The organism is Lysobacter sp. ESA13C (assembly GCF_019970005.1).
GTDB classification, from domain to species: Bacteria; Pseudomonadota; Gammaproteobacteria; order Xanthomonadales; family Xanthomonadaceae; genus Lysobacter; species Lysobacter antibioticus_B.
In genome coordinates this window covers 642153-662306 of sequence record NZ_JAHXYK010000003.1, presented here as the reverse complement: position 1 = coordinate 662306, position 20154 = coordinate 642153, and the positions used below count along the sequence as shown (strand labels likewise).

Genomic DNA, 20154 nt, shown 5'->3' with positions numbered 1-20154 from the left:
TGCGCCTCGAACCACTCGTGCACCAGCCGGTCGACCGGATACGGCGCGTCCGTGGCGTTCCACGTCTCCACCACCAGTTGCCGCTCGGCCTCGGGCAGCAACCTCAGCGCCGACACCGGACGCTGCGCATCAGTCACCATCTCGCGCAGCAACGTCCGCCAGCATTCGATATAACGTTCGATCGTCGTCGCATCGAACAACGCGCTCGCGTACTCGATGCCGCCGGCGATCACCTCGCCTGCATCCGAGAGCGATAGTGTCAGATCGAGCCGCACGAGCGGCAGCAGCGGCTCATCGACTGAGTCCCGCCAATCAAACAGCACCTGGAAGATCGGGTTGTACGACAGGCTGCGCTGCGAAGCGACCAGTTCGACGACCTGTTCGAACGGCAGGTCCTGATGCTGCTGCACCTGCGCCGCTCGCGACTGCACCTGCGTCAGTAAAGCCGACACCGTTTCCGCGGCACGCACATCGATACGCAGCGCGAGCGCATTCGAATGCCGAGCGCGAGCGGTGGCCGGCATGCCGATCACGACCTCGTCCTGGCCCGACAGCCGACTCAGCACCGCCGCCCAGCTCGCGAGCAGCGTCACCCCCTGCGTCACGCCATGCCGTTGGCTCAAGGCGCGTACACCGCGCGTCAGCTCCTCGTCCAGACAGCAACGCACGAAGCCGCCTGCATTCTCCTGCAGCACCGGCCGGGGGCGATCGCCCGGCAGCGCCAGCAGGTCCGGGGCACCTTCAAGCGCCAGCTTCCAAAAAGAAGCCTGCGCCTGCAGCGCGTCGTCATGCGACCACTTTGACGGGTGACTGGAAGCGTTCAAGATCGAGTTCGACATTCGACGAGATCCGGGCGAAAGCAAGAGGGAGAGCAGCTACCGCTCTCGAGAGGGCGCTTCATGATGCCGCCGGCGGCACGAGCTCGTTGCGCAGTAACAGCTGCACATCGGGGCTGCCCTCGCCGGCTTGCACGCATGCGCACAAGTATTCGTGACGCAATATGCGTAGCAGCGCCTCCACGGCCGCTTGCCCGCCTGCGGCATACGCAAACGCAACCGGCCGACCGAAGAACGCGACGGACGCGCCAGCCAGCCGTGCTTTGAGCACGTCTTCGCCGCACCGCAGACCGGAGTCGATCGCCGTGACGCCGCCACGCGTCGCCGCGGCCACTGCCGACAGCGAATGCAACGATGCAGCCGCGCCGTCAAGCTGACGTCCGCCATGATTCGAAACAACTACGCCGTCGCAGCCCAGCTGATGCGCACGTCGCGCCACAGACGCTGACTGAACACCTTTGATCAATAATGCGTTCGGCCAGCGATCCCGCAGCGTCGCGATCAATTCCCAATCGATGATGCCGCCGGTCTGGCGCGCCATCAGCGTCGCGAGATCGTCCGCATCATCGGCAGGGACGCGCAAATTGGGAAACTGCAGTGGCCCGTTCACGAGCTGCGCGAGACCCCAGCGCGGACGTGCGACCACATCGATCACCGTCCTCGCGCTCCAGCGGAACGGGATAGACAGCCGGTTGCGGATATCGCGCAGCCGCTTGCCGACCATCGGCATGTCGACCGTTAGCATCAGTACCGGACAGCCGAGATCCTTCGCACGGTCCACCAATCCGAACAGCAACGAGCGGTCCTGCGGACAGTACAATTGCAGCCACGGACTACGGCCCGCTGCGCGCGCAACGTCCTCAAGCGATGTGTTCGCGACGGAGGACAGCACGTACGGGACGTCGCAGGCTGCAGCTGCGCGCGCGATGGAGATGTCCGCGCGCCCATCGATGATCCCCAGGCCGCCCATGGGCGCGATGCCGAACGGCGCCGCATACGATTGGTTGAACAACGCACAACGCGTCTCGCGTGCCCTCGGATGCAGCGGATCAGGATGGATTTCGGCGTCGGCGAATGCCTGCACGTTGCGCGCCGCGGCGGCTTCGCGGCCCGCGCTTCCGTCTATGAAGTCGAACGCGAAACCGGGCAACCGTCGGCGAGCGCTGCGACGCAACTCACGAAAATCGTGGACATAATCCATTGCACCTTAATCCCAAAATCCGACTCGGCCCCATCCATCAGGCACCGACCGGTCGCCGCGCCAGACGGCCGTGCACGAACCTGCTGAAACGATCCACGCCGTGGATGATCTGCTCGTCCGAAACATTGCTAAAGGCCATCCGCACGGACGCATTCTGCGTACTGTCTAGAGCGAAGTACGACATCGGCATCGGAATCACGCCGAACTCGCTCGCGCACCGCTCCACCTCGGCCTGTCCGAACGCGAAGGGCATTTGCACAGACAGGAAGAAGCCACCATCCGGACGATTCCATCTCACACCGCAGTCATCCGAAAAGGCTTCGCCCAGACATTTAAGCAGCAAGTCGCGGTTCCGCCAGTAATGTTTGCGCACGGGCTCGACCATGCGCTTGAGACTGCGCCCCTCGGCCAGCAGCACGCCGCCGACCAGCGCTTGGTTGAGCTGGCTGGTATTGACGGTGGCAAAGCTCTTTCGCATCCCCAGCCCTTCGACAAGTTCGCGGCTCGCGTCCTCGTCGCCGAACAGCGTCTGCGGCACGACAAGACAACCGACCCGTACCGACGGGCAGAGCGACTTCGAATACGTGCCTAGATAGATCACCACACCGCGCCGGTCGAGCTCGGCCATGTTCGGGGGAGCCGCTTTCTCAAACCCGAACATCCCGTACGGGTTGTCCTCCAACACGACGATGCGATGCTCGTAGCAGACGTCAAGAACCGCGATGCGCTCTTCGGCCGACATCGTCGCGCCAGTCGGATTGTCGAAGCTCGGCGTAAGGTACAGCGCGCGCGGCCGTTTTCCGTGTCTTTTCAGCATCTCGACGGTCTGCGCGACCGCGGCAGCGCATTCGCTTATCCCGCCGGGCACGACCACTTGGTCGATGCCAGCCAACGTCGCGGCGCCGGTGACGCCGATATAGGTCGGGTTGCGCGAGAGCACGACGTCCTGCCGCTCCGTGCATAACGCGCTGATGCACAGGCTCAACGCTTCCTGGCAGCCGGCCGTGACAATGATCCGGCCCGCGTCCGCATGGATTCCCTCGTCGCTCGCAAGCTGCGCCGCGACCAAGTCGTTGATGAAACCGTTCGTGCGGCCGTACTGCGCAATTTGGCGCGCGACTGCATCGGCATCGCGGCCATCGCGGACGGCCAGATGCTCGATGAGTCGGGGGATTCCGCCGAGCCAGGCATCGAGCTCGAAGAAACCATCCGCAGGGCGGCCTGAAGCGAACGAAATCGCCGACGGGTAGCGCTCGGCCACCTCGTTGAGGAAATTCATCACCGACAGGCGGGCATAGCTCCCTTCGCGCGCGGCGCGGCTACCGGACGACGATGATTCGAGCAAGGCAGTAGTGGTCATTGTGCGGATCGGCAGATGGTCTCAATACGCACCGCTGGCCTCGAGCTGCTCGAACAGCGACTGGACGTTGCCGTCGACGAAGCCCTCCTGCGAAGGATCGCGCTTGATGAGCTCGAAGGACAGTCCGGAATTCAGGCAGCGCGACGAGAATGCCTGCGTCAGCCCCGCCCCTTCGATCACCGATGTATCGAATTCCATTCCGCGCGCGCTTAGCTCGCCGACAGTCGAATGCACGTCGTCAACCGCAAGCGCGATATGCGCGACGCCTGGACCGAATTCGGCGATGTAACGGGAAACCTGCGATTCGTCTTCGGTGCCCTGGCAAAGCACGAACTTGATCCCGTTGTGTTCCATCTCGGCGGAGATCATACCGGTGCGCGTGCCTTTCACTTCCCTGCGCTGGATCAGCGCGAACCCGAGTACGTTCGAGAAGAACGCGATCGCCGACGGCAGGTCGCGCACGGCAATTGCGATGTGGTCGACGCTTTTGTAGGACAGAGAGCCCTCTAGGCTCATGCTGTTATTCAAGTTTCCACTCATAGTCCCTACCAAGCCTGAGGCAATTCCCTAGTTTCAAAGCTCGAATCCGCAATATTTGATCGACACTCCGATCGAAATGGGTGTTCGAGAACTTCCGCCAGCAGGAGGCGGGCGCACGATAGCAGCGCAGAGCACGTCATCGGATCACGCTCAAGCATGCAAGCCGCATGGGCAATACATGCAACTGGCATACCCCACCATGTCGGCCGCGCTATATCACGACGACATCCTCGGCATGCGCATTGCGCAGCGTGTCGTTACAGACCTCGGTCACGGCACCCATGAATTTCGCCATCCACGAGGAGCCGCTGACAGCGGGCTCGCGCAAGACCGCAGGATGCGCTTCCAAGAAACGGATGGCGTCGGCTTGACTGAGAGCGTCGCGGACCAGTTGATCATAGGTGGCGGCACGACGCTCATAGGCCTCGCGGGTCTCGCGCGCACCCGTCACCGCATGCGGGACCTGCTGGCCGAACAACAGGACGTCGTGCCCGAAGGAACCGAAATTGATGGTGCCGCCGACACTGAGGTCGGCTGTCGAATAGCTGAGCGCACCGAGTTCACGGAACCGCTCCACCAGATGCTCGGCGCCTGCCAGGTCGGTACGGCTCCGGCAGGCCTTCCAGAACTCGGTGTCGCGACGCGTGTTGAAGCGGTAATGGATAGCCAGGAACCCTCTGATGTAGTCCCACGCGTCCCCGATCGCCTCGTTCACCACGCGCGCGGTCTTGGCCGACAACCGGCCTCCACTCTCCGCCAATGCCATGGAAAGGAGCAACGACTGGCGGCAGATGACGAACAGGCCGGTCGACTCCAACGGTTCGACGAAGCCGTATGAGTTGCCGATTGCGGCGACGTTGCCCTTGATGAACTCTTGGTGACGGCCGGAGCGGAATCGCACCTTGCGCACTGGGCCTAGGCCGGGATAGACGCGGCGGAACTCTGCCTCAGCGTCCTCGTCCGAGACGAATTCGGAGGAGAAGACGTAGCCCAGATGATCCTCGTCTCGCATCGGGATTGTCCAGGCCCAACCATTGTCCATGGTCTGCGCGCGGGTGTAAGGCTTGATGGTGCCGTCGTGCGCGGCGGTGCCGAACAGCGCGCTGTCGGTCAGCAAACTGGAACCGTACGACCGGAACGGAGAGTTCATCGTCTTCTCGAGCAGCAGCGACTTGAAGCCGGTGCAGTCGATGTAGAAGTCGAATTGGTGGCGCTTGCCGTCGGTATCGACTGCCGACTCGATCAGGCCGTCAGAGTCCAGCTCGACGCTCTCGATCGTGCAGTCGACGTGGGTGATGTCGCGAGACAGCGCCGTCTCGCGCAGATAGGCAAGGAACCGCTTGTTATCGATGTGGTACCCGTAGGGATACAGCGACTCCAATGAGAACGGCGGCTGCGACCCGGTCTTGACGACGAGGTGACGGTGCTCGGACATCAGAACCGACTGCAACGTGCAGCGCCGAATATGCCCGTCGTACTCCTGCGACTCGGCCGTCGTGCCGGTGTCGAACGGATAATTGAAGTAATGATCTTCTTCCGTGCCGCCCCAGTTGAAGCGGATGCCGAGTTTGTACGTCGGCTGGACCTTTCTAAAGAAGTCCTCGATGTCGAATTTCAGCGTCTTGAACAGGAACGGCGGGAATTCGGACGTTGTGGCCTCACCGACGCCGATCACGGGAATGCTCGACGACTCAAGCAGACTGATCTGGACGTTGGGGAGATGTGCCCGGAGCGTAAGCGCAGCGAGATATCCGGCACTTCCTCCTCCCACGACGCCGATGGAACTTATCGTTTCGGTTTCATGCATGACGACTAACATCCTTGTTTGAGTTGCTGCCAACAACGATCAAGTTTCGGCATACGTAATTCGAGTATAGAGGCCAAAACGACAGGCCGCCAGTGTTCTGTGACCCAATCATTGGACAGCGCGACGGGACTGTGGGATGCATACTCGAAGCGTCGGCTGCAGTCGAGACCTCAGACAAGAATGGCCGTTAGTGCACCCGCCCCACTTCGTCAGAACTGGCGTTCCATGCCCCTTTGAAATATAGGGCGCGTACCAGCATGGAGTGTGCCTCGATAAACGGCCGCACGACCCTGCCATAGGCTCCATGGAGACACGTGGCTGAACAGCCGCGTCCTGAACACCTTGAACAAACCCCGCAGTTCGTTCTCCAGGCACACCTGGCCAGCACTGCCCTGCTGCTGGATAGCAGCACGCGCACCTAGTGTGCTCCATGGCCCTTCAGATGCGTCGCATTGCACCAGCCTCCAAGATCTGGGCCATGCCGCGCGCATCATTGCGATCGGTCTTGTTGCGTGCTCCCGGTCCAGGACTACCGTTTCTGGTTCGCAATGGAACCGGCCCGCCCTACTGGAGGTCTTCTTGACGATCGCGCCCCCGTGAGGAACGCGTATTGGCCGGAGCTACCCCGGGGATTTCTGGGCGACCCCATTACTAATGGATCGACTGCTGCGACGATTCGATGAAGCTAGCTTGGGCGAACTGATGCCTCGGGCAATCGAAGACAGGCGGGCCGAACCCGGGTTCTTCCAGGCGCTGCTCTACGCCACGATCTATGCGCACGCTCCACCATGACCACAGTCCGAGATTGCGCTTGATTCAGTTCGCTCTGCCCAGGCCCGTTGGCCCAGCCGTTCTTTAGCTAGCGAGAGCAGGCCGTGGCTGCAACGGGCCTCGTACAGATTGCCGCGATCCTGGGCTGTAATTTACTTGAACTGATCTGCTAAGCCGCGTTGATGCTCAACCCCAACGGCACGTCGTCCACGCTCGACCCCGAAGAAATTGCGATGCTGCTGGACCGATGGTAGTTGGCGATCATTGAGCAAGTACAATCGGACTGACCTTCGCCGCAGCTCAGCGTGCCGGCTCAGGCACCCGCGCGGCTCCTTCCGTCTCCTCATCGAGTTGTACGCCGGACCGGCTTGCTCGGAAGCCGCACACTCGACGGAAATCCGTGCGCCATTCGCTGCTGCCGGGGTCGGCTTCCTAATCGGGCTCGCCGTAATGTCGGCGGATGCTGAACGAACCGCCCGCGCGACCGCCACAGCACTGCAATCGCACTGCGAGGGTCACGCCAAGCGCAGCGTGGACTTGACCAAGTTCGAACCCCGTTATCCGACTACCTGACTGATCGTCTTGAGTACCGCCCCTTCATAGCCGTAGATTGGGCGAACACTAGTAGCGCTGCGGCGAAGACCGTGAATTAGGCACGGGGCTATGCTCCGCCTAGGGCCCCCCCTTTCCGGGAAGGGCAATTCGGGAAGGGCAATTAGCGATGCGCTCCAAGGAAGAGCCACCCAAAACTCGCCATGAACGCTCGACGCAAAGAGGAAAGCTTGCTATCGAGAACGGTCGAGAGGAACCGTTTTACTGCTGGAACCGGCAATACAGTAGGCCCTGATCACAGACTCGGCCTGTTGAACAAACCTCACAGCTTCGATGATGAAGTTCATCGGCGTGCGTATTCTGATGGAAACGAGATACCCAACCGCTTGGCTACGAAAGTGGCGCAGCGATCCGTGCTCCCAACGGCTTCCTTACTTAAGGGCCCAATCCATGCACTCCCCAAAGTATTTTCGAAGCGATTTTCCGGCTTTCGAAATAAATTGCCGCGAACGTTGCGATTATTGATTCGCTAAAACTGAGTCGCTACGCCGCCCTCGGGACGGACACGAACAACTCAGCGGGGCTGGCCGCAGCAGCGAATCTCTGCCATTGAAGCCGAAGCAAGGCGTTAGATGTCATTGAATTTCTAACTTTGACGGAGGCTCTGGGTCCAACACCGAAATGGCCCTCCCGTTGTTCAGTGCCAAGCCCGGTAAATTTGCAGTCAAAAAATCACTGCGAGCGCCCTGTGAGCGCACTGCCGCCTGCCTGAATACATCTCCAACAGGAAAGCATCAGAGGCGAGTAAAAGATGACCGCGTTGATGCCGCGTGCCACGGGATTCCTTACATATTGCCGGGGAACGGCCGCGATGATGGTTTATAACGGCCTCCCGGCCATCGGCGCCGGGCGCGGTCGGGCGTGGGATTTGTCCGATCCGGGAGACCGGCGGCGCGACGGACGGGACGAGATGAAGCCGTCGAATCGGGGCGAGAGCCTTGACTGGTCTGGCTCTGGCAGCCACAAGCTATCGGGTTGGGGCCAAAGTGGTGACTGGACCAGCCGAACTCTCCTGCTCCGTCGAGCGGTTTCCGTCTAAGAGCCCTGGACCTGCCGCGGAAAGACAGCCCGGCCACGACCGCGGGCGGGAAATGCAGCCTCATCCTCTGCGGCTGGAAGTGCCGCACAGGGATGCAGCGGGTCGCGGCTTACACCGCTCCTACAGGGACGACCGGGGTCACCGCGAGGTTGGAGCGGCGCGGTCGGAGCTTGTGACCAAAGGAAATCCGGTAGGACGCCGCTCCTACCCTGAACGCACCGGCGCACCGAATCGATCAGGCCTGAAGGCCCTCAGTGCGCGGCTTCGGCCTTGGCCGCCAATGCGGTCTTGTCGACGCTGAGTTTGCCGGCGGCGTCGAGGGTAGCGGTGACTCGATAGGTGGTGCTGCGTTCGTAGTCGTTGCTGTAGAAGGTCAGCACCTTGGCGTTGCCGTTCGGCTGCAGGGTGGGCGCGTACGAGCTGACGCCGGACTTGCGGATGCGGCGGATCGCCGAGGGCGCATTTTCGTCGACCATGACCCCGCCAACAGCCGCGAAACGCGAGACGACCTGGGCCCACCATTCGGCCGGGGCGTTCTGGCCGCAGCTGCGCAGCACGGCTTCGGCGCCGTTGGCGCCGCCGGCCTGGGTGCCGCTGACCAGCGAGCCGTCCGGCAGGACCGCGTAATCGGCCGGCTGCTGGCCGGCGCGGGCGCGGTTGGAGACCCGGAAGAAACGGCAGCCGGCCAGGTCCAGGGCCTGGGTCGAGCCGACTTCGATCTGGTCCTTGCTCCAGCCGTGGTCGCGCAGCGCGGCGGCGCTGACTTCGGCAACTACATCGGCGCTGGTATTGGCGTCCATCGCAATCTCCTTGCTGCAAGCGGAAGTAGCGGTCGCAACCCACCCCAGGAACAGTACCCGGAGGATGCCACCGGACAGACTCAGTTGTCCCGGTCTCCGGGCGGCACCGAGGCGGCAGGATCGGACGGCTTGGTCTTCCATTTGCTCGTATCGCTCAGGACGGACTGATAGTTGCTCGCATCGACCTTGAGGCCGGTCAGCTGGCTCAGGGTATCGAAGATCTTGGCGGCTTCCTCGGGCTTGTCGAGCGCGCCGTCGGTGTCCCACCACCAGTCTCTCTGGATGCCGTGAGCATAGTCGGCATAGCCGCCGCTCGGGTTAAGGAAATATTCCCAACGGTCCGCCGCCTCTTCGTTGCTCGGCGGCTTGCCGTTCTCGGCCATGTAGCCGACGTACCAGGCGCGGTATTCCTCGTTGAGGTAGTCGAAGGTCTGGTCGGTCTCGTCGCCGTTCACCAGGTGGCTGACCTCGTGCGCGGTGGTGTTCTCGATCACCGCTTCGGCGTCGCTGCCGCTGACCCGGTTGTTGTCGGCCGGCACCTTGTTGGCGTTCAAGGTCAGGGTTTCGTCGTCGGCGTAACCGTAGGTGGTGTTGCCGCCCTCGTCCGGGATGGCCTTCCACTCGAGCTCATAGTCCGAATCCGGGGAGAGGAAACGGTTCAAGGTGTTGTCGATGATCGCCCGATCGCCGCTGTCGTGCTGCGACAGGTGCGCGACCAGCTTCAACGAACGCTGCTTGTCGCCGCCGTCCTGGTCCTGGAACCACTCCTTCTGCAGGGTGCGCTCCATGTTCGAGACTGAGCGCGAATCCGGATAATTCTTGGCCTGGCTCAGCACCGCGGTCTTGTCGCCGGCCGAGAGTTCGGAGAATTTCTTGTCCTCGATCAGGTCGTGCAAGGCCTTCGGCAAGGCCGTGTCGGTGGACTTGCGGCCGGCCAGTGCGTCGGTGATGTTCTTCTGGTCGGCGGCCGGCAAGGCCTTGAATTCGGCCGAATGGGTCAGGGCGAATTCTTCGAGCTTGGCGCTCTTCTGCGGCGCGGTCAGCGCCTGGAACGAGGGGTCCTTGATTTGCTTGAGCAGATCGTTGGTGGTCCCCGCATCGCCCTTGGCATCGCGGAAGACCTCGGCCGCCAGCTTCTTGTCCTCGGGCGACAGGGCCTTGAACTCGGCGGAGTTGTACAGCTCGCTGCCGGCCTTGTAGCCGTCTTCCTTCAAGCCCTTGATCAGGTCGTTGAGCTCGCCGGGGTCGCCGGTGCGGGCCAGTTGCAGCGTGTCCTTGACCTGCTGCGGTACGCCCGGGTCGTTGAGCGCGGCGATGACGTCGTCCTTGCTCGCGAACCCGTCCGAGCGCCCGCGGCCAGCCGCGGTGTCGAGCAATTCGCTGGTGTAGTTGCCGTTCTTGATCGACTCCATCGCGCCGGTGACGTCGCCGCGGCCGATGGTGCCGTCGACTTCGCCCTTGCCGGCGCCGACGTCGAGAAAGCTGCGCACGGCCAGGCTGCCGAGCACGTCCTTCGCCGCCTGCTGCTGCTCGGGCGTGAACTTGTTGTCGACGTTGTCGGCGACCGCCTGCAGGTCTTCCTGGCTGATCTTGCCGTCGGCCTTGCTCGGGTCGCCCTGCCTGGCGGTATCGAACACACCGAAGTCGCGGTCGAGGACTTGCGTGGTCTTGACGCCATCGATGGCCATGATCGTTCTCCGACACGGGGGATAGGCGGGCCCTTCGAGGGAGTCGCCACGAATGCACGCAGCCTAGTCCGCGCTCCCGGCCCGGTTCCATTAGGGCTGACCCTAGAAATGGCCTGCCGAACGGGGCCCAGACCAGGGAGCCAATGTCGACAACGTGGTCGTTGTCGCGGTCGCGGCCGGCGCATTCGATGGGCGTCCGGCCCGATCCGGCCGCTGCGGTGGTGAGTCCGGTTGTCGCAGGCGCGCCGGCGCCATCGGCCCGCGGGCCGGCGACCAAGCCGGCGGATCGGATGAACGAGGTTCGGCACGACAGCGCTCCTGCTGGGCCGCCCAGGCCGACGAAGGTGCGGCGAACGGATGCGGGGCATACGGGCATCGCCACCCAGCATGTGGGGAGCCTCGGGCGAGGGCCGGCAGCAAGACCCCTGCGGCGGCCGCCGCCCAATCCCTGCCCTATCAGGCACTTAAATCGTCTCGCCGGGCCAGGCCCGCCGCGGCATCCGATGGCGTGGCGACCGAGAGGCAGGCCTGGGAACGCATCCGAACGCCGCGCCCCGGCCGCAGGATCGAGCGAAGATCGCGGCGAATCCAGGCCCCTGCCGGCTCCGCTGGGCATTCGGCAATGCCTGCCGGACCACGGCCAAGATCATTGGGAACTTCTCCGGGACTTCGCGGCCTGCGACGCAGGCTTAAGCTCGACGGCGCTCACACTCTATAATCGCGATTCCAACCACTCGGCCGTCCCATGCCTCCCAGCGCCACGACCATGTCCGTCGCCGATTTGGCGACCATCCAATCCCTGGCCCGTGACGACATGGCAGCCGTCGATGCGCTGATCCGCCGACGCCTGTCTTCCGACGTGGTACTGATCAACCAGGTCGCCGAATACATCGTCGGCGCAGGCGGCAAGCGCCTGCGGCCGATGCTGTTGCTGCTCGCCGCCGGCGCCCTGAACCATCGCGGCCCGGACGCGCACCAGCTCGCCGCGGTGGTCGAATTCATCCACACCGCCACGCTGCTGCACGACGACGTGGTCGACGAGTCCGACCTGCGCCGCGGGCGCAAGACCGCCAATGCGGTCTGGGGCAACGCCGCCAGCGTGCTGGTCGGCGATTTCCTGTATTCGCGCAGCTTCCAGTTGATGGTCGAACTCGACCGCCTGGAAGTGATGAAGATCCTCGCCGACACCACCAACCAGATCGCCGAAGGCGAAGTGCTGCAGCTGCTGCACGTGCGCAACCCGGATACCGACGAAACCGCCTACCTGCGCGTGATCGAGCGCAAGACCGCGGTGTTGTTCGCCGCCGCCACCCGCCTGGGCGCGGTGCTGGCCGGTGCCGACGCCGAAGTGCAGCAACGCATGCACGACTACGGCATGGCCCTAGGCTATGCCTTCCAGATCGCCGACGACGTGCTCGATTACGCCTCCGATGCCCAGACCCTGGGCAAGAACCTCGGCGACGACCTCGCCGAAGGCAAGGCCACCCTGCCTTTGATCCATGCGATCGCCCACAGCGACGACACCACCCGCGCACGCCTGCGTGCCGCGGTCGAACACGGCGACACCGAAGCCATGCCGGAAGTGCTGGCGGCGATCCACGCCACCGGCGGCCTCGACTACAGCCGTAAGCGTGCCTGCGATTACGCCGCCGCGGCCGAAGCGGCATTGGACGCGCTGGAAGAGAACGACTACACCGTCGCCCTGCGCGGTTTGGCGCGGTATGCGGTCAGCCGCGATCACTGAGTCGCGGCAGTTGCGCTATCGCAGTATTTGCATTGGAGAGGTGCCCCCTTCCCCTGTAGGAGCGGCGTGAGCCGCGACCGCGGGACGCGCAAAGGCGACAACGCCGACGTCGCTCATCGAAGCGGCGTACTTACGCGGGGGTAGGAGCGGCGCAAGCCGCGACCACGAGACGCGCAGAAGCCACAACGCCGATGCTACCCATCGAAGCAGCGTGCTGGCGCAGGGTAGGAGCGGCGCAAGCCGCGACCGCGCTGCAACGGTCTCGCTGCGTGTCGCTCAAGCAACATCAAGATCAAACGCCAAAAGCTTCCGCCACTAAAGCGGCGGGTTACTTTCTTTTGTCATAAGCAACAAAAGAAAGGTAACCAAAGAAGTTGCTTTTCTTTGAATCACAGGCCCGCACGAGCGATGCCAACGCAGGGATTTTTCATACGGGACATCCCTATCCCGATGAAAAACGGCCCGCATCCATGCGGGCCGCCCTCCGGGTCTTCGATGGCCTTCGCGAGTTTGAGATTACGCACAGCAACAGCAACAGCAACCCTACAGCCATGGCGCATCAAAGGGTAGGAGCGGCGTCCTACTGGATTTCCTTCGGTCACAAGCCGCGACCACGCAACAACAATCGCCCCGCGCCGGTGGCCGTAGATTTGCGGTCGCGGCTCGCGCCGCTCCTACCCTAAGAGCACGGCAGCCATTGCCGTTGCCGTTGCCGTTGCCGTTGCCATATGAGCTTGGCGCAGTACCGAAGTCGCGGGGACATTTGGAGACCCGGAGGGCGGCGCACAGGACGTGCGCCGTTTTTCGATAGGACATGGATGTCCTATCGAAAAATCCCGGCGCCGGCATCGCACTCGTGGCCTGTGCCCTTGCAAGGAGAGCCCTTTTCTTTGGTTACCTTTCTTTTGGGCTTAGCAAAAGAAAGTAACCCGGCCGCTTTAGCGGGCGGAAGCTTTGCTCTTGATGTTGCTACGCTGTCTTACGGCCGGAGACGCCGGCGCCACGACAGGACGCGGTCGCGACTTGTGACCGAAGGAAATCCAGTAGGACGTCGCTCCTACCCTTTAAAGGCGGAGCGGCGGCCGATTACGACAGCCGAAAAGGCGGCCATCGGGACACGAAACCGCCGACGTCACTTCGCGCCGAACCGCTCAGCAAAAAACGCCCGCATCGCCGCGAACGAGCGCTTGGCGGCGCGTTCGTCGTAACGGCAGTTGTCGCCCACCGGATTGTCGGCATCCTCGATCTGCGAGAAGCAATGCACTGCGCCGCTGTAGTTGACGAACTGCCAATCGGCGCCGGCTTCGTTCATTTCCTTCTCGAAGGCGACGATGTCTTCTTGCGGCACCGATTTGTCGGCGGCGCCGTTGAGCACCAGCAGCGGGGTGTTGACCTTGACGCCGTTGCTCGGCAAATGCGATTTGAGGCCGCCGTGGAAGCTCACCACGCCGGCGAGGTTGGCACCCGTGCGCGCCACTTCCAGCGCTGCCGAGCCGCCGAAGCAAAAACCCAGGGCGCCGATCTTCGAGGCGTCCAGCGGTGCGGTCTTGTCCTGCGCCTTGAGCGCCGCGACCGCTTCGCCGACGCGCTTGCGCAAGCTGGTGCCGCCGTCGGCATAGGCCTTGCCGACCGCAGCCTTGGCCTCGGTCTTGTCCTTGGGGCGCACGCTCTTGCCGTAGACGTCGGCGACCAGCACGACGTAATCGTCGCCGGCGATGCTCTTGGCCTGTTTGATGGCGTCGTCGGTGACGCCCATCCAGTTCGGCACCATCACCAGGCCCGGGCGTTTGATCTTGTTGACGTCGTCGTAGACCAGCACGCCGCTGTAGCTGTCGTTGCCGACTTTCCACTCCACGGGTTTGGTCTGCATCGCCGCGAACGCGGGCGAAGCGCACAGTACGAGAGACATCGCGGCGGCAAGACGGCGCATGATCGGACTCCGGGTGGCGTGGGAATGCGCGCACCTTAGCGCGTCCGCCGGCTGCGTGCGCGTGAATCCGGTCGCGCCGCGGCGGCGGACGCGAAGCCGCAGGATCAGGCTATGCCGAGCCCGGCGATGGTGCTGATCGAGTCCGGGTCGAAGCCCGCCAGCTCGGCGAAATGACGGCCGCGCGCGACGTAATCGCGATAGGGGCCGTAGCTCGGCGCGCCCGGCGACAGCAGCACCACCCCGCCCTCGCCGCCGCCCCCGCGCAGCGCGGCCCGGGCTTGGGCCATGGCCTCAGCGAGGTCCTTGGCCGCGGACAGGCGGAAGTCGGACTGCGCTGCGATCGAAGCCAGCAGTTCGTGGATGCGCGGGCCGTTCTCGCCCATGGTCACGATCGCGACCGGCGCCTGCCGGCGCATCGCATCGGCGAACACTTGCCAGTCGATGCCGCGGTCGTGGCCGCCGAGCAGGATCGCGATGCGGCGCCCGGCGAAGCAGTCGAGCGCGGCGAGGCTGGCGTGCGGCGTGGTGCTGATCGAGTCGTTGACGTAAACCAGGCCCTCGCGTTCGCCGAGCTGCTGCAGGCGGTGCGGCAGCGGACGGAAGCTCGCCGCGTGCGCCGCCAGCGGCGCCGCGTCGACGCCGAGGGCTTCGATCGCGGTCAGCACCGCGCACAGGTTGCTGCGGTTGTGGCGGCCTGGCAATGGCAGGGCCGAGGTGTCCAGCACCTCGCGCTCGCCGCGCCAGAGGACATCGCCGCGCAGGTGCCAGCCGTCTTCGCGGCCGAACCAGCGGACCTCGCTGTCGGGCAGGTCGAGCCCGGCAAGCACTGCGTCGTTGGCGTTCAACACCGCGATCTTCGGCTTGCCCGCGGTCAGCAGGCGCAGCTTGTCTTCCACGTAGCGCGCCTGCGAGCCGTGCCAGTCGAGATGTTCGGGGTAGATATTGAGAGCGATCGCGACCTCGGGGCGGGCGCCGCCCGCGGCGACGTCGCCGGTCTGATAGCTCGACAGTTCGATCGCCCAGAATTCCGGCGGCTGCGGCGGGTCCAGCACTTCCAGCAAGGGCAGGCCGATGTTGCCGGCCAGCGCGGTGCGGTGGCCGCCGGCGCGCAGCAGGTGCGCGAGCAGCGAGGTGGTGGTGCTCTTGCCCTTGGTGCCTGTCACGCAGGCAGTGCGCGCATCGGCATGCTCGCCGAACCACAGCGCGGTGCCGCCTATGAAACGGGTGCCCTGCTCGGCCGCGGCCAAGGCCTCGGCGCGATACGGGCTGATGCCGGGCGACTTGATCACCCAGTCGAACGCACTCAGACGGTCGGCGGTGGCGGCGGTTTCGACCGCCAGGCGCGCGTCGTTCAAGCCGCGCGCGTCGGCGGCTTCATCGGCCGAACAAAACAGGGTCAGCGCCAGCTCGGGCAGGCGCGAACGGATCGCCTGATAGGCCGCACGGCCTTCGCGGCCCCAGCCCCACAGCGCGACGCGCTGCCCGTCAAGCTGCGAAATAAGCACGCAGCCGCTCCCACAGGGCCGGCGGCAGACGCTGTTCGTCGTCCAGCACCAGCAGCGGTTCGATGCGCAGATCGTCGCCGCCAAGTTGCGGACGGATCTCGCGCGCGAAGCGTTCGACCAGGGTGTCTTCGCGCCATTCCGGACGCTCGGCCAGCGCCGCCATCGCCGCGCGCGATTCGCGGCCTTCGCCGACGCACTCGAACGGCTTGTGATTGCGGTATTCCAGCAGCGCGTCGAAGCCGTCGGTCTGGGCCGCGTCGTCGAGCAGATTGCGGCCGAAGATGCCGACCAGGCGCGGCTTGGGCATGAACGGCGCCAGCGCCAGGAACACGAAATGGCATTTCGGGCAGACCCCGCACCAGCGGCTGGCCGGACGCTCGCCGAGGATGTGGAAGTTGCGGTTGCAGCTGCTGAAGTGGGTGTCGTAACGATCGGTGCGGGCGAACTGGCGCGCCACCGCGAGCTCGCTGAGCGGGCGCAGCAACGAGTAGTAATGCAGATCGGCGGCGACCTGGTTCTGCACGTAGTCGCCGAACGCCTGCTCGCAGGCCCAGCCCTTCGACCACTGGTGGTTCACCTCGCCGGTGCCTTCGATCAGGCTGCCGTAGCTGGCCGAGCGCTCGTTGGAGAACACCACCTGGTCGACGCCGTGCAGCAGCGCCGCCAGCACCATGATCGCCGAGTTCACCACCGTCACCGGGATGTGGCCGTTGTAGGCGCCCTGGCGGTTGAGCTCGAACAACTGCGGTGCGAGCGCGCGGCCGAGGTTGAGGGTCGGCAGGTCGGTACGCTGGGCGCAGGCGGCGATCAGCTGCGAGCCGCCGATCCAGGTCACGGTCTGCTCGACTCCGAGCGTGCGCAGCGCCTCGATGCTGACCAGCGAATCCTTGCCGCCGCCGATCGCGACCAGGGCGTGCGGCTTCAACCCAAGCGGACCCGCCTTGGCGTCGGCCGGCGCGGCGTCGACCGGGAAACGGATCTTGCCGTGCAGGTTCAGCCCGTTGCGATAAGCGAACTCGCCCAGCCCGTTGACGTAGATCAGCTCCAGCAGCGCCGCGGTCCCGGCATCGATCGCATAGGAATCGATGCGGATGGTCTCGGGCACCGCCGCCTTGTAATAGCTGACGCCGGCGATCAGGTGCAGCAGGCGCAAGGCGCGCTCGACCGCGACCTGACGCGCACCGGCCAGGGCGAACGGCGCGCCCGGCACGGTGATGGTCTCGATCAATTCCGGACCGTCGTCGAAGGCGTAGACGAGTTCGGCGACGCCGGTGGCGGCATCGAGCCGGCAACGCACGAAGCGGAACACGTCGGCTTTGAAGGAACTCTGGGTCGGGATCATGCGGCGGCTCCGGCGGGCGCGGTTGCAGCGATAAACCGGAAAACACGCCGGGCCTGCGACGGCGCCGGGAGATATCCGAACAGGGGTTTGAGTGTGGACGCGCGAAGGCGCAGCGAGGAGGAGACGATCACTCGATCACCTCCTCGAGCGGCAGCGCGCGCAGGTTGTAGGTATTGGCCATGGCCATGCCGTAGGCGCCGGCATCGGCGACCAGGATCGTGTCGCCCTCGGCGGTCGCCGCCGGCAGCAGGCGCGCGCGGCCGAGCACGTCGCTGCTTTCGCAAACCGGGCCGACCACGTCGAAGGTCGCGGTCTGCGCATCCTCGAAACGGCTGAGGTTGTGGATGCCGTGGTAGGCCTCGTACATGGCCGGACGCATCAGCGCGTTCATGCCGGCATCGCAGCCGATGCGCAGCACGCCGTCCTTCTCGATCACCTGGGTCACGCTGAGCAGCAGCACGCCGCATTCGGCGACCAGGTAACGGCCCGGTTCGATGATCAGGCCGTAACGCGGATACGCGGCCTTGATCTCTTCCAGGCCGGCGCGCCATTGCGCCAGGTCGAACTGCGGCGCTTCCGGGGTGTAGGCGATCGGCAGGCCGCCGCCGATGTCGATGGTCTCGATGGTGCCGACGCTGTCGGCCAGGCCAGCGAGGCTGGCGTAGACGCCGCGCCAGTGCTGCGGGTCGTCGATGCCGCTGCCGAGGTGCGCATGCAGACCGCTGATGCGCACGCCGAGCTTGCGCGCTTCTTCGACGAAAGCGTCGAAGCGCGACAACGGCAGGCCGAACTTGGCGGCGACGCCGCCGGTGCGCACCTTCTCGTGGTGGCCTTCGCCGTGGCCGAGGTCCAGGCGCAGCCACAGAGTGCGGCCGCGGAACACCTCGGGCCACCGCTTCAACGCTTCGATGTTGTCGAGGGTGACGATGACCCCGCGCTGCAGCGCCGCTTCGTATTCGTGGCGCGGGGCGAAGCTCGGGGTGAACAGCACCCGCTCGGGCGCCATGTGCGGCACCGCGGCGAACACGCGTTCGATCTCGGCCAGCGACACGCATTCCAGGCCGAAGCCTTCGCCGACGATGGTCTTGAGGATCGCCTGATGCGAGTTGGCCTTCATCGCATAGAAACAGCGGTCGACCGCTTCGGTACCGATCAGCGAACGGGCGCGCTCGCGCACCGTCGCCAGGTCGTAGACGTAGCGCGGCGTGCCGGCCTCGGCCATGGCCAGCAGGCGCTCGCGCTTGCCCTGCCACCAGGCCGGCGCGCGCTGCGGCTTGCCGTGCGCAATCTCGCGCCAGCTCGGCCCGAACACGCTGTCGTCGCGCACCGGCATCGCTCCGCTGCGGATCAGTTCATGGTGCAGATGCGGCAGCAGACCGTCGGCATCGGCCTCGTCGATGACGAAGGTCAGGTTGAGGTCGTTCGACGACTGCGAGATCAAATGCACACGTTCGCGCCCGAACGCCGCCCAGATGTCGGACAAACGATGCAGCAGCGAGCGCATACCGCGCCCGACCAGGGTGATCGCCGCGCACGGCGCGATCACCTTGACCCGGCAGACCTCGGCCAGGTCGGCCGACAGCGCTTCCAGGACGTTGCTGTTGACCAGGTTCTCGCTCGGGTCGAGCGAGACGGTGACGTTGGTTTCCGACGAGCCGATCAAGTCGATCGACAGGCCATGACGCTTGAAGCGCTCGAACACGTCGGCCAGGAAGCCGACCTGTTGCCACATGCCGATGCTTTCCATCGACACCAGCACGATGCCGTTGCGGCGGCTGATCGCCTTGACCCCGGGCACGGTGACCGCGCTGGCGTCGATGCGCGTGCCCGGCAGGTCGAAACGTTCGGTGTCGAGGATCGCCATCGGCACGCCGGCGTCGCGGCACGGCGCGATCGAACGCGGGTGCAGCACCTTGGCGCCGGTGGTGGCGATTTCCTGCGCTTCGGCGTAGTCCAGGCGCGCGAGCAGACGCGCATCCGGCACTTCGCGCGGATTGGCGCTGAACATGCCCGGCACGTCGGTCCAGATTTCGACCCGCTGCGCTTTCAACAAGGCGCCGAAGTACGCCGCCGAAGTATCCGAGCCGCCGCGGCCGAGGATGGCGGTGCCGCCGTCGCCGTGACGGGCGATGAAGCCCTGGGTGATCAACATCGCGGTCGGCTGCGCGTCGAAGCGCTCGCGGAAACCGGTATCGCCCAGGTGGCGGCAATTCACCGACAGCCGTTGCGCCCAGTCGCTGGCGTTCGGCAGCGACACCGCATCGAGCCAGTCGCGCGCATCGCACCAGCCGAAGTCGTGGCCCTGCGAACGCAGATAAGCGTCGCCGATGGTCGAGGACAGCAACTCGCCCTGCCCCAACACCTCGGCCTGCCAATCCAGCGCACGGCTCGCCGCGCGCGGATCGGTTTCCAATGCAATCAATTTCGCCAGGCGCTCGCCGAGCACCGCGTCGGGATCGAGATCGAGCTCGCCGCAGAACGCGCGATGGCGCTCGACCAGGGTCGCGAAACGCGCCGCGAAGCCCTCGTCCTGGCCGGCCGGCGCATACGCGATCGCCTGCAATTCGTTGGTCACGCCCGACAGCGCCGAGACCACGACGAGGACGCGGCGGCCCTCTTCGCGCATACGTTTCGAGGCCAAGCGCCCGATCGTGTCCCAACGGTTGCGGCGGGATACCGAAGTACCACCGAACTTGAGCACCACCCAGCCTGTCGCTTGCGCCACCACGTATTCCTCGGTTGTCGTTCCATTGTCGTAAGGCCCGGCACATTGCCGGGGCAGCTAAACCCATCCGCAACCGACCTGTCCGGCCGGCGCGGGATTCCACACTTGCGGGCTCGTCGCGCCTAGAATCACGCGCTCGCCCGGGAGCCCGGGCACGAAGCGACGATTCTAGTCGAAACCTGCCGGCTCACGAGCGTGCTCCCGACGCCGCACTCCGGGCCCTGCCGCCCTCACCGCCTGTGTACCGCCACCTG

12 protein-coding genes are annotated in these 20154 nt (G+C 64.9%); 1 reads left to right on the top strand and 11 read right to left on the bottom strand.

Translation table 11 applies throughout. The annotated features are described in order from the left end of the window. The 7 genes from LC490_RS09005 to LC490_RS08975 form a co-directional block, all read right to left on the bottom strand. Positions 1-839: condensation domain-containing protein (locus tag LC490_RS09005; RefSeq protein WP_223619952.1), on the bottom strand; the 839-nt coding region annotated here is incomplete at its 3' end. A gap of 58 nt (positions 840-897) precedes the next feature. Then, complete coding sequence (locus LC490_RS09000; RefSeq protein WP_223619951.1) at positions 898-2037, bottom strand: alpha-hydroxy acid oxidase; 1140 nt, start codon at positions 2035-2037, stop codon at positions 898-900. 37 nt (positions 2038-2074) lie between these two features. Beyond that, positions 2075-3397, bottom strand: a complete 1323-nt coding sequence (locus LC490_RS08995; protein WP_223619950.1) for a PLP-dependent aminotransferase family protein — start codon at positions 3395-3397, stop codon at positions 2075-2077. Positions 3398-3418: 21 nt separating this feature from the next. Beyond that, a complete protein-coding gene (locus LC490_RS08990; protein WP_223619949.1) occupies positions 3419-3925 on the bottom strand; it encodes a VOC family protein in 507 nt (168 codons plus the stop codon). Positions 3926-4148: 223 nt separating this feature from the next. Further along, positions 4149-5744 carry a tryptophan halogenase family protein gene (locus LC490_RS08985; RefSeq protein ID WP_223619948.1) on the bottom strand — a complete coding sequence of 532 codons (1596 nt, stop codon included), beginning with the start codon at positions 5742-5744 and terminating at the stop codon, positions 4149-4151. Positions 5745-8417: 2673 nt separating this feature from the next. Continuing rightward, entirely contained in the window at positions 8418-8966 is a 549-nt protein-coding gene (locus LC490_RS08980; protein WP_223619947.1) for a hypothetical protein, read from the bottom strand. 80 nt (positions 8967-9046) lie between these two features. After that, positions 9047-10654 (bottom strand): hypothetical protein, encoded by a 1608-nt coding sequence (locus LC490_RS08975; RefSeq protein ID WP_223619946.1) that lies wholly within the window; start codon positions 10652-10654, stop codon positions 9047-9049. 766 nt (positions 10655-11420) lie between these two features. On the opposite strand from LC490_RS08975, the gene LC490_RS08970 reads away from it, so the two are divergent. Continuing rightward, on the top strand, positions 11421-12398 hold the full coding sequence (locus LC490_RS08970) for a polyprenyl synthetase family protein (RefSeq protein ID WP_152566205.1): 978 nt from the start codon (positions 11421-11423) through the stop codon (positions 12396-12398). Between the two features lie 1132 nt (positions 12399-13530). On the opposite strand, the gene LC490_RS08965 is transcribed toward LC490_RS08970, so the two are convergent. The 4 genes from LC490_RS08965 to LC490_RS08950 all read right to left on the bottom strand — a co-directional run bounded on the left by LC490_RS08965 (position 13531) and on the right by LC490_RS08950 (position 19900). Then, on the bottom strand, positions 13531-14328 hold the full coding sequence (locus tag LC490_RS08965; RefSeq protein WP_223619945.1) for a dienelactone hydrolase family protein: 798 nt from the start codon (positions 14326-14328) through the stop codon (positions 13531-13533). A 104-nt stretch (positions 14329-14432) separates the two neighbouring features. Further along, the gene (gene murD / locus LC490_RS08960; protein ID WP_223619944.1) at positions 14433-15833 is read right to left on the bottom strand and encodes a UDP-N-acetylmuramoyl-L-alanine--D-glutamate ligase; all 1401 of its coding nucleotides are present in this window, start codon (positions 15831-15833) and stop codon (positions 14433-14435) included. Further along, positions 15814-17175, bottom strand: coding sequence for a UDP-N-acetyl-alpha-D-muramoyl-L-alanyl-L-glutamate epimerase (murL, locus tag LC490_RS08955; RefSeq protein WP_223619943.1), 1362 nt, complete (start codon positions 17173-17175; stop codon positions 15814-15816). The genes murD and murL overlap by 20 nt, the downstream gene beginning before the upstream one ends. Positions 17176-17302: 127 nt before the next feature. Then, on the bottom strand, positions 17303-19900 hold the full coding sequence (locus LC490_RS08950) for a bifunctional aspartate kinase/diaminopimelate decarboxylase (RefSeq protein WP_223619942.1): 2598 nt from the start codon (positions 19898-19900) through the stop codon (positions 17303-17305). Between the last annotated feature and the right edge of the window lie 254 nt (positions 19901-20154).